The organism is Photorhabdus heterorhabditis (assembly GCF_001280945.1).
GTDB classification, from domain to species: Bacteria; Pseudomonadota; Gammaproteobacteria; order Enterobacterales; family Enterobacteriaceae; genus Photorhabdus; species Photorhabdus heterorhabditis.
Map to the genome: position 1 here is coordinate 174,098 of NZ_LJCS01000001.1, position 12,314 is coordinate 186,411.

Below are 12,314 nucleotides of genomic sequence, written 5' to 3' on the forward strand. Positions count from 1 at the left end.
CCACTCTATGTAAAATGATCAAATGTGGCATTTAAATTCCATCAATAAAATAGTAATGTTATTCTCAATTTTTTCCATCAAATAAAGAAGATATTTCTGTGATACATTACAATTTTTTAATGTATACCAATTCATTATCCCAACTTAAAACCTATAGAATTAGATAATATCACCATGGTAAAATAAATCTGCCACGTGGAATAGTGCATTTTCAATCAAATAACAACCTGATACAAACAGAACGCGATTATTTCATAATGAAATTATAAATATAAATCAAGAAAAAACCGTAAGTTAAATCGATGTTATACATTATATATCCTATATTCTTAGAATAAACTCTCACCTTAAACCAACAAATAAAACATTTAAATACATTTACCAAACTTGAACTTATTATTATTTTATAAATATAAAGAAAACCATGAAATGAAATATTTATTTTACTATTACCCGCATGTCATCACAGGCGGGTAATATCTCCCTTATTATCCATAATATAAGAACTATCGTGACTATTATCTCTTTGTTTAACCGTTAATATGTGAGTGCAACAAATCTGAATGTCCACTCACATAATTTCTCTATGAGAGCGTCTCGGGTCATTACTGACGTTCTCCATTAATATACACATAACCCTTAACACCAGTTGCTCCGGCAAGCCCATCGTTACCCGATGCACCAATTTTGCCATTGCTACCACTAGGAGAACCGCTACCACCATAGCCTCCGCCTCCACCGTAACCAGCATAACCCCCTTCCCCCCTCATCCCACCCGCAGACTTAGCATTAAAGACAGGGCTACCACTCTCATAGGTAACATAAATATTACCCCCATCTCCCCCTTTGCCTCCATTGCCCCCGTTATTCCCTTTACCTCCATTACCGCCACTCCCTCCTCTTCCAGCACTACAGTAAGAAGTGGAGCCACCTCCGTTACCCCCATTTCCTCCTCTTCCACCCTTACCACCAGTACCGCCATTACCACCATTACCGCCTGTCGATTCTAAGTTTACCGTGCCGGTGAGGTAAGCAATCTTTAGAACAATATCATTTGCGCCGCCGCCATTTTCGCCATTGCTTCCAGCACTACCATCTGTACCATAAGCCCCGTTAGTACCCGACGTTGCGGCCTTTGCACAGGAGCTTTTGTTATCCTGTCCAGCATTACCATGACCACCGGTCTTTCCATCAGTTCCATTCGCCCCATTGCCGCCATGATTTCCATCACTGCCCCGATTAATAATATTGGTCGGATCACTATCTGAACCCAAAGAGCTAACCATCGTCATGGTATTCGCTTGAACAGCCCCATTGGTGCGATAAATAATTTTTCCGCCAGGTTCAACCGTTATCTGCTCATAAACTAATACAATAGGTTCACCGTGATTATCTCGACTTTGAATGATCAATGGCTTGTCCGCAGAAATAATTATGCTATCACCACCATATAGTGCAACTTTCAGCGGGAAACGCTTAGCGTTAAGAATATCTTCATAATCTTTGACCAAAGCAGAATCACCATAGATATAAGCACTAAAGGCTTTACATAAATCGGCATGATTACCCGTGACATTCGCCAGCCGTTCAGCAGAATAAGGTTCAGGCAATGGATGATGCGGCTCCATTCCTCCAGGGCCATAATCACTATCAGGCACACCACCTAATCTTTTCAGTTCTTGTATCGTTTGTACGGTAAAAAATGCGGGTGGAACAGTAGCTATTTTCGGATCGTCGGAAAATATGACCGATCCACCGAAATCCGCTGTCTTCAATTGTTTTGGTTGCCGTTCTATACCCGTCAGACGATAATGTTCACGCAATTCCGCCAAAGTTTCAGCAATAACTTTTACTTTATTCATAAGAAATCTCCTGAGTTTAAGTGGGTATATAACGATAAAAAAAGAGTTATTTATGAACACACCTTCGTTGTCGCAAGTAAACCTTGCCACAAATGATACGGAAAATATGAACCCATTTCCCTTATTTATAGTCTTCAAGCCAGTCTAAAGCCTGATTATTGCTATGCTGCCGTTCATTATTGTTAACATATACCTTGCCAGAAATACCGTCACTACCGGATTCTCCATCAGCACCAGCTTCACCAGATACTCCGGGATGACCACTAGTATCTAATCCTCCATTACCAGCACCACCTATCCCACCTACTCCGCCTATTCCTCCCTTACCACCGACCCCTCCATTACCGCCATCACCTCTATATGACAAAGCATTAATTACTGGCTGACCCTGAGTGAAATTAATATATATGTTACCACTGTCCCCACCTTTACCCCCATTCCCTCCATTACCTCCATTTCCGCCATTACCTCCCCTTCCTCCACATCCAGCATTACATTTGCTTGTTGAATATCCCCCATTTCCACCATTCCCTCCGTTACCGCCATTACCGCCATATCCACCCCTTCCACCCTTACCACCTATCGATGCCGCATTGACTACCCCAGTAAAAATGTCAACATTAATAACTACGTCATTTGCACTTCCAGCCCTTTTGCCATCCATCCCTTGTGCTCCTGAAGAACCGCCAGTTGCATCAGTACCCGGTGTGGATGCAACAGCGCAACCGTGTTTATTATCTGAACCCATCTCACCATTGCTGCCATTCACCCCATTACTTCCCTGTTCACCTTCCAAACCATCGTTTCCATCAGAGCCTTTACTGATAATGCTCTGCTTTTTATCATTACTGCCATTCCCTACAACAGTATTAGCTTCGATCTTACCATTAGTGCGGTAAATAATTTGACCTCCTGGTTCAATGATTATCTGGTCATATATCAAGACAACGGGTTCGCCATAATCATCTTCATCTTCAACAACCAATGGTGCATCTGCGGTAACAGTGATTCTTTCACCAACGTATAACGCAACCTTCATCGGGAAACGCTTAGCATTAAGCATGTCCTCATAATCTTTGACTAAAGCAGAATCACTATAGATATAGGCCCTAAAAGCTTTGCATAAATCAATATGATAACCCGTGACATTTGCCAGTCGTTCAGCAGAAAACGGTTCCGGTAACGGATGATGGGCTTCCATTTTGCCAGGGCCGTACTCACTGTCAGGTACACCTCCAAGTACCTTCAACTCTTGTATGGTTTTTACCGTAAAAAACGCAGGTGGCACAGTCGCGGTCTTCGGATCGTTAGAGAATATTACCTTGCCGTCAAAATCCGAGGTCTTAAGTTGCTTTGGCTGCCGTTCTATACCAACCAGATGGTGATGCTGATGTAATACTGCCAAAGTTTCAGCAACAGTTCTTATTTTATCCACGGGAATTCTCCTGAATTTAAGTTTATATCCTTCATCTTTCAAGCTGCTGCTTTGTTGGCTGCGTTTACTTACCCCAGTCACATAGTTATCTATGCTCCTGGGGATGCGTTCACTTGCCGCCGCACTGCAACTTGAAATCTATTGGGTATATACGTTTAAGATAACTTCATATATCAGCTGCCCATTTGGTCAAGTTCCAAAATCTCTACTGCTATCACGACCGATTGCGGTACTAAATTACTAATAGCCAGAATATTGCCATTGGCTAATCACGAGATTAACCATAGTGAAAACATCGATTTTTTCTGGCAAAGGATATAAGTATTTCAACAACGGGTATGCCAGAAAAATAATTCCTATGATAATCAATTAGGCAAGCATTTATTCACGTTGCAAAAAGCGATTGAATGCGATATTTAAATGACACAATTTAAAATATTAATGCAATTCCCTTCTTTTTTCATTAATTAAAGAGAATATTTCTGTGATACATCACGACCTTTTAATACGAGCCAATTAAATAATTCAATTTTATATTTGTCTCATTAGGTATTATTAAAAAATACAAATAAAAGATAACAAACACGATGATATTTTTCAAAAATCACCACAAGATAGAAACCTATATACCCAATGGATTTCAAGATGGATCGCGACGGCAAGGGAGCGAATCCCCGGGAGCATAGAGAACTATGTCATAGATAACTCTGTGACCGGGTGAGTGCAGCCAACAAAGAGGCAACTTGAAAGATAACAGGTATAGATATTATTTAATAGGTCATAAGCAGGCATCCGTTGAGCAACGGGCACTATTGCCACGCCGATAACAATCGCCATTAATTATCCGGGAACCAATGCGAAACTGGCTTCATATCCAGAACATTTGTAAAACCTGAGTGGCAAAAACGAAGCCAAGCAAGCAAGGGCAGACCCAATAAGTATTCAGTAATTAATAATGTAAACCACTTGAACATAAGCAAAACCAAGATCTGACCCCATTTCCCCGCATTTATAGTCGTTCAGACCCGTCTGATTGCTACACCGCTAACGATTAAGTTTCCGATCAGATTCCCGTTCATGACCGTTGACATGTATTTTGCCGGTGTTACCGTCATCTCCAAATTCTCCTTTAAGACCATCTTTACCATAGTCTCCCTGCAAACCATGTACACCGAATATTCTGGTACTATTTCCAGGATCACCCCCCACTCCTCCCCAACCGGCCTTCCCACCTTCCCCACCAAGACCATTAATTGACATAACCTGAAGTACTGGACTACCGTCAGAGTAATTAATATATATGTTACCACTGTCCCCACCTTTACCCCCCCTGCCTCCATTCCCTCCATCTCCTCCATTGCCCCCATTTCCTGCATCCCCAGCAGAACACCACTTGATTGTTTCATTGCCCCAATTACCTCCATTACCCCCATAACCCCCATGCCCCCCAAGACCGCCTCTTCCACCATTACCACCGTTACCACCTATCGTTGCCGCATTTATTGTTCCAGTAAGAGATTGACTAGTAATAGTCAGGTCATTCGCATTTCCAGCCGCTGCACCATCCCCTCCTAATCCTCCGACAGAACCGTTGGCTCCATCATTACCTGATGTGGCGTTAATTAAGCAGCCATTTTTACTATCTTTACCATCTTTACCATTGCTGCCATCAGCCCCTGTATTTCCTGATGCACCATCAAGACCATCGGCACCATTACTACCTCTATTGACAACATTCTCCTTTCCCGTATTTTCATTCCCTACAATCGTGTTAGCTTCGATTCGACCATTAGTGCGGTAAATAATTTGACCTCCAGGTTCAATGATTATCTGGTCATACACCAAGACAACCGGCTCACCATAATCATCTTTATCTTCAACAACCAATGGATTATCGGAGAAGATAGTCATTTTCTCGCCACTGTATAACGCCACCTCCATCGGGAAGCGCTTAGCATTAAGCATTTCTTCATAATCTTTGACTAAAGCAGAATCACTATAGATATAGGCCCTAAAAGCTTTGCACAGATCAATATGATTACCCGAGACATTTGCCAGTCGTTCAGCAGAAAACGGTTCCGGTAACGGATGATGGGGTTTCATTTTGCCAGGGCCATACTCACTGTCAGGTACACCGCCGAGTGCCTTAAGCTCCTGTATGGTTTGTACCGTAAAAAATGCCGGTGGCACAGTCGCGGTCTTCGGATCGTTAGAGAATATTACCTTGCCGTCAAAATCCGAGGTCTTAAGTTGCTTTGGCTGCCGTTCTATACCAACCAGATGGTGATGCTGATGTAATACTGCCAAAGTTTCAGCAACAGTTCTTATTTTATGCACGGGAATTCTCCTGAGTTTAAGTTTATACCTGTTATCTTTCAAGTTGCCTCTTTGTTGGCTGCACTCACTCACCCCAGTCACAGTGTTATCTATGACATAGTTATCTATGCTCCCGGGGATTCGCTCCCTGGCCGTCGCGATGCATCTTGAAATCTATTGGGTATATACGTTTAAGATAACTTCATATATCAGCTGCCCATTTAGTCAAATTCCAAAGTATCTACTGCTATCACGACCGATTGCGGTACTAAATTACTAATAGCCAGAATATTACCCCTAGCTAATTATCAGATTAGCCATAACGGAGACATCAATTTTTTCTGGCAAAAAATGTAAACACTTCAGCAACAGGTATGCCAGAAAAATAATTCCTATGAAACTTAATTAGGCAAGTATTTATTCACTTTACAGCAAGCAATCGGATGCAACATTTAAATGACACAATTTAAGATATTAATGCAATTCTCCATTTTTTCATTAATTAAAAAGAATATTTCCATGATGCATCACTACCTTTTAATAGGTATTATCAAAAACCTCCATTCTATATTTACCCCAATGATTATTATAAAATACAAATAAAAACAATAAGCATGATTGTATTTTTCAAAAATCACCACAAGATAGAAACCTATCGATATTATTAAACAATAAAATTATGAATAGGATTTAAATTAAAAAACCCGAACTTACTCGTTTCCAAACAGTGTGTATTTAGGAGACGGAATGTTAACGCAATTTGCCGTTGATATATATCTGCCCCTTCTTTCCTGGCTCCCCAGACTCCCCTAACTTTCCATCAATACCCTTTATACCCGGCTTTCCACAACAACTTAAGTTTTTAGTTCTATCATCAATATTACACCACGAGTCACCACCATCACCGCCTTTTCCCCCCCTTCCCGCTCTACCGCTAGCCCCCGCCGAACTAGGTTCTGCCGAATAACTAATTTGTGGATAACCCGCAGAATAGTTAAATTCTATGCTACCCCCATCTCCACTATTCCCCCCATTACCGCCATTACCGCCATCCCCTCCATCTGCTCCATTCCCTCCATACCCAGAATTACACAGTATGCTAGTAGCAATACGACGACGACCACTATACATACTACCATAACCCCCATCACCACCATCTCCCCCATAGCCCCCATCACCACCATGACCACCATCACCCCCATCCCCTCCTTCAGACTGCAAACAAATCACCCCACGTGCCTCAGCACATGTGATAATTAGTTTATCCGCCCCTTGACCGGGTTGGCCATCCGATCCATTCATTCCCGGAGAACCGTGAGTTCCATCAGTACCTGATGTAGGCTGAGTTATACAGCGATTTTTATTCTCATAACCAGATTGACCTCTAACACCACTAACGCCATTGACACCACCTGTACCAACAATACCATTTGCTCCATCTCGCCCTTTATTGACAAAGTTCTGTGGGCCAAATCCAACCCCCTGGATGACATTCGCTTCAACCCTACCATTGGTGTAGCAAATAACTTTGCCTTCCGATTCAATGGTTATCTGGTTGTACACCAAAACAACCGGTTCACCACAATATTCTTTATCTTCAATAATCAATGGATTATCTGCGGTAATCGTGAGCTCCTCACCACTATATAACGCCACTTTCATCGGAAAACGCTTAACATTAAGCATTTCTTCATAATCTTTAACCAAAGCAGAATCACCATAGATATAGGCGCTAAAAGCTTTACGCAAATCAATATGATTACCCGAGACGTTTGCCAGTCGTTCAGCAGAAAACGGTTCAGGTAACGGATGATAAGATTCCATTTTTTCAGGGCCATATCGACTGTCAGGTACACCACCGAATGCCTTCAACTCTTGTATCGTTTGCACTGTAAAAAATGCAGGCGGCACAGTCGCTGTCTTCGGATCGTTAGAGAATATTACCTTTCCGTCAAAGTCGGAGGTCTTAAGTTGCTTTGGCTGCCGTTCTACACCAATTAGATGATGATTCTGATGTAATATTGCCAAAGTTTCAGCAACCGTTCTTATTTTTTCCATGAAAATTCTCCTGAGTTCACATTTATGTATTTAGAATAACTTCATATCTCAATTATCCATCTAACCAAGTTCCAAAGTCTCTATTGCTATCACTACCGGTAAGGATATAGTCACTTCAACAATAGGTATGCCAGAAAAATAATTCCTATGAGAATTAATTAGGTAAATATTTACTCACTTTACAGCAAGCAATTGGGTGCAACATTTAAATGACACAATTTAAAACATTAATGTAATCCTCCATTTTTTCATTAATTAAAGAGAATATTTCCATGATGCATCACTACCTTTTAATAGGTATTAATCAAAATTTCAATTCTATATTTACCTCATCAATCATTATAAAATACAAATAAAAACAATAAGCATGATTGTATTTTTCAAAAATCACCACAAGATAGAAACCTATCGATATTATTAAACAATAAAATTATAAATAGGATTTAAATTAAAAAACCCGAACTTACTCGTTTCCAAACAGTGTGTATTTAGGAGACGGAACGTTAACGCAATTTGCCGTTGATATATATCTGCCCCTTCTTTCCTGGCTCCCCAGGCTCCCCTAACTTTCCATCAATACCCTTTATACCTGGCTTTCCGCAACAACTTAAGTTTTTAGTTTTATCCGCAACATTACACCACGAGACACCACCATCACCGCCTTTCCCTCCCCTTCCCTCTCTACCGCCAGCCCCTGCCGAACCGGGTTCTGACGAATAACTAATTTGTGGATAACCCGCAGAATAGTTAAACTCTATGCCACCCCCACCGCCACTATTCCCCCCATTACCGCCATTACCGCCATACCCTCCATCTGCTCCATTCCCTCCATACCCAGAATTACACAGTGTGCTAGTAGCAATACGACGACTATCACTATAAATACTACCATAACCCCCATCACCACCATCTCCCCCATAGCCCCCATCACCACCATAACCACCATCACCCCCATCCCCTCCTTCAGACTGCAAATAGATCACCCCTCGTGCCTCAGCACATGTGACAGTGAGTTTCTCAGCCTCTTGACCGAGTTCGCCATCCGATCCATTCATTCCCGGAGAACCGAGAGTTCCATCAATACCTGATGTAGGCTGAGTTATACAGCGATTTTTATTCTCGTAACCAGATTGACCTCTAACGCCACTAACACCATTGACACCACCTGTACCAGCAATACCATTTGCTCCATCTCGCCCTTTATTGACAAAGTGCTGTGGACCGAGTCCAACCCCCTGGATGACATTCGCTTCAACCCTACCATTGGTGTAGCAAATAACTTTGCCTTCCGATTCAATGGTTATCTGGTTGTACACCAAAACAACCGGTTCACCACAATACTCTTTATCTTCAATAATCAATGGATTATCTGCGGTAATCGTGAGCTCCTCGCCACTATATAACGCCACTTTCATCGGAAAACGCTTAACATTAAGCATTTCTTCATAATCTTTAACCAAAGTAGAATCACCATAAATATAGGCGCTAAAAGCTTTACGCAAATCAATATGATTACCCGAGACGTTTGCCAGTCGTTCAGCAGAAAACGGTTCAGGTAACGGATGATAAGATTCCATTTTTCCAGGGCCATATCGACTGTCAGGTACACCACCGAATGCCTTCAACTCTTGTATCGTTTGCACTGTAAAAAATGCAGGCGGCACAGTCGCCGTTTCCAGATCGTTAGAAAATATTACCGGCCCGTCAAAGTCGGAGGTCTTAAGTTGCTTTGGCTGTCGTTCCAGACCACACGGATGATAATCTTGATGTAATATTGCCAAAGTCTCAGCAACTGTTCTTATTTTTCCCATGAAAATTCTCCTGAGTTTAAATTTATACATTTAAAATAACTTCATATCTCAATTACCCATCTAACCAAGTTCCAGAGAAAACACCGATTTTTTCTGGCAAATAATATAGTCACTTCAACAATGGATGTACCAAAAAAAATAATTCCGACGAGAATTAATTAGGTAAATATTTATTCACTTTACAGAAAGAAATTAGATACGACATTGAAATGACGCAATGATAAAATATTAATGTAAATTCCCATTTTTTCCATTAATTATGGAAAATATTTCTGTGATACATCACTACCTTTTAATAGATACCAATTAAAAATTTCAATTTTATACTTATCTCATGAGGTATTATTATAAAATACAGATAAAAACAATAAGCATTATTGTATTTTTAAAAAATCACAACAAAATAGAAACCTATAGATATTATTAAACAATAAAATTATGAATGTGATTTAAATTAAGAATAGAAAATAATTCTTCTTTATAATAAGAGGATTTTTTACAAATAAGAGTTTGAATAACCGAATCAATCATTATCCTGATACAGTGCAGCCATTGGAAATAGCTGCACATCTTGTAGTTCAACACAGACAAATAATTCAACACGGGCAAATCGGCAATTTGGCATAGTGACGACTCCCCGGCCCTGTCGAAAGAAGCTTCCAACTTCATGGGCTATCTGACCCACTGCCGATTCATATCGATATTTCTTACTCCGATTAATCATTTGTCAAATTATTATACTTACCCATCGACACCAAATCGTCAGCTCAATTATAGTCGTTCAAACCAATCTGATTATTGTGCCCCCAGAGATTAACTCTGTACATTACCGTTAATATATATCTTGCCCGCTACACCTGCCCCTCCCGATTTGCCATCAATACCATCTCGACCAGATACGCCTGATTGACTACTGTTACCAACTCCACCTTTTCCACCGTCTCCACCTTTTCCGCCTTTCCCTCCATTTCCACCATTACCTCTATATGACTGAGTATTAATCACTGGCTGACCACCAAGGAAATTAATATATACGTTACCACTGTCTCCACCTTTCCCTCCATTACCCGCGTCTCCTCCATCTCCACCATTACCCCCATTTCCCGCACGTCCTGCACTAGATTTGCCTGTCTTATTACCTCCATTGCCCCCTATTCCACCATTCCCTCCATCACCCCCATCACCTCCATTTCCACCCTTGCCACCTATTGATTCCACATTTACTGACCCAGTAACAAGTTGAACATGAATAACTATGTCATTTGCATTTCCACCCTCTCCGCCCCCTACTCCCAATCCTCCTGAAGAGCCGCCAGTTGCATCAGAACCTGCTGTGGACTCAACAGCACAGCCGTATTTATTTTCTATACCCGCAACACCATCTCCGCCATTAGACCCATCACATCCTGTTTCACCATCAAAACCATCACCTCCATCATCACTTTTACTGATAATGTTCGGTTTCTGATCACTTCCATTACCTACAATCGTGCTGGCTTCGATCCGACCATTAGTGCGGTAGATAATTTGACCTCCCGGTTCAATGATTATCTGGTCATACACCAAAACAACCGGTTCGCCATAATCATCTTTATCTTCAACAACCAATGGATTATCGGAGGCAACAGTCATTTTCTCGCCACTGTATAACGCCACCTTCATCGGGAATCGCTTAGCATTAAGAATTTCTTCATAATCTTTGACTAAAGCAGAATCACTATAGATATAGGCTCTAAAAGCTTTGCACAAATCAATATGATTACCCGAGACATTTGCCAGTCGTTCAGCAGAAAACGGTTCCGGTAACGGATGATGGGGTTCCATTTTGCCAGGGCCATACTCACTGTCAGGTACACCGCCGAGTGCCTTAAGCTCCTGTATGGTTTGTACCGTAAAAAATGCCGGTGGCACAGTCGCGGTCTTCGGATCGTTAGAAAATATGACCTTGTCGTCAAAATCCAAAGTCTTAAGTTGCTTTGGCTGCCGTTCTATACCAGCTAGGTGGTGATACTGATGTAATACTGCCAAAGTTTCAGCAACAGTTCTTATTTTATGCACGGGAATTCTCCTGAGTTTAAGTTTATACCTGTTATCTTTCAAGTTGCCTCTTTGTTGGCTGCACTCACTCACCCCGGTCACATAGTTAGCTATGCTCCCGGGGATTCGCTCCCTTGCCGTCGCGATCCATCTTGAAATCTATTGGGTATATACGTTTAAGATAACTTCATATATCAACTGTCCATTTGGTCAAATTCCAAAGTATCAACTGCTATCACTACCGATTGTGACACTAAATTGCGAATAGCCAGAATATTGCCATTAGCTAATTACCAGATTAGCCATAACGGAGACATCGATTTTTTCTGGCAAAAGATATAAGCGATTCAGCAACGGATATGCCAGAAAAATAATTCCTATGAGAATCAATTAGGTAAGAATTAATTCACTTTATAGAAAGCGATTTGATGCAACATTTAAATCATACAATTTAAAATATTAATGTAATTTCCCACTTTTTTCATTAATTAAAGAGAATATTCCTGTGATACATCACGACCTTTTAATGTATGCTGATTAAATACTTCAACTTTATATTTATCTCATTAAGTATTATTAGAAATAAGAATAAAAAACAATAATTATGATTGTATTTTTCAAAAACAACGACCAGACAGGAACCTATAGATATTATTTAACAATAAAATTATGCATCCAATTTAAATAAAAGGCGGGAAATAATTCTTATCTATAAGAAGATCTTTTTGCGCACAATCTTCAATTTCTAAAAAATTAATTCTACAAATAAATTCTTAAATAACCGACAAAAAGTAA

General features: G+C 40.7%; 8 protein-coding genes. All 8 read right to left on the reverse strand.

All coding sequences use genetic code 11. The annotated features are described in order from the left end of the window. Positions 1-605: 605 nt before the first annotated feature. The 8 genes from AM629_RS00730 to AM629_RS00755 all read right to left on the reverse strand — a co-directional run bounded on the left by AM629_RS00730 (position 606) and on the right by AM629_RS00755 (position 11,540). Positions 606-1,862, reverse strand: a complete 1,257-nt coding sequence (locus AM629_RS00730) for a hypothetical protein (protein ID WP_054475220.1) — start codon at positions 1,860-1,862, stop codon at positions 606-608. Between the two features lie 121 nt (positions 1,863-1,983). Then, on the reverse strand, positions 1,984-3,297 hold the full coding sequence (locus tag AM629_RS00735; RefSeq protein ID WP_054475290.1) for a hypothetical protein: 1,314 nt from the start codon (positions 3,295-3,297) through the stop codon (positions 1,984-1,986). Between the two features lie 690 nt (positions 3,298-3,987). Beyond that, positions 3,988-4,134: a hypothetical protein gene (locus AM629_RS23840; protein ID WP_161804198.1), complete on the reverse strand. Its 147-nt coding sequence runs from the start codon at positions 4,132-4,134 to the stop codon at positions 3,988-3,990. 207 nt (positions 4,135-4,341) lie between these two features. Continuing rightward, positions 4,342-5,634: a hypothetical protein gene (locus AM629_RS00740; protein ID WP_054475221.1), complete on the reverse strand. Its 1,293-nt coding sequence runs from the start codon at positions 5,632-5,634 to the stop codon at positions 4,342-4,344. 729 nt (positions 5,635-6,363) lie between these two features. Further along, positions 6,364-7,671, reverse strand: a complete 1,308-nt coding sequence (locus tag AM629_RS00745) for a hypothetical protein (RefSeq protein ID WP_054475222.1) — start codon at positions 7,669-7,671, stop codon at positions 6,364-6,366. Positions 7,672-8,174: 503 nt separating this feature from the next. Next, complete coding sequence (locus AM629_RS00750) at positions 8,175-9,482, reverse strand: hypothetical protein (protein ID WP_054475223.1); 1,308 nt, start codon at positions 9,480-9,482, stop codon at positions 8,175-8,177. A gap of 523 nt (positions 9,483-10,005) precedes the next feature. Continuing rightward, positions 10,006-10,167, reverse strand: a complete 162-nt coding sequence (locus AM629_RS23845; RefSeq protein ID WP_161804199.1) for a hypothetical protein — start codon at positions 10,165-10,167, stop codon at positions 10,006-10,008. A 128-nt stretch (positions 10,168-10,295) separates the two neighbouring features. Further along, positions 10,296-11,540 (reverse strand): hypothetical protein, encoded by a 1,245-nt coding sequence (locus AM629_RS00755; protein ID WP_054475224.1) that lies wholly within the window; start codon positions 11,538-11,540, stop codon positions 10,296-10,298. Positions 11,541-12,314 lie beyond the last annotated feature (774 nt).

Bases quoted from the DNA above. Each gene is read 5' to 3' on its own strand.
- AM629_RS00750 (WP_054475223.1), bottom strand. From the start codon at position 9,482: ATGGGAAAAATAAGAACAGTTGCTGAGACTTTGGCAATATTACATCAA.
- AM629_RS00745 (WP_054475222.1), bottom strand. From the start codon at position 7,671: ATGGAAAAAATAAGAACGGTTGCTGAAACTTTGGCAATATTACATCAG.
- AM629_RS00730 (WP_054475220.1), bottom strand. From the start codon at position 1,862: ATGAATAAAGTAAAAGTTATTGCTGAAACTTTGGCGGAATTGCGTGAA.
- AM629_RS23840 (WP_161804198.1), bottom strand. From the start codon at position 4,134: ATGGCGATTGTTATCGGCGTGGCAATAGTGCCCGTTGCTCAACGGATG.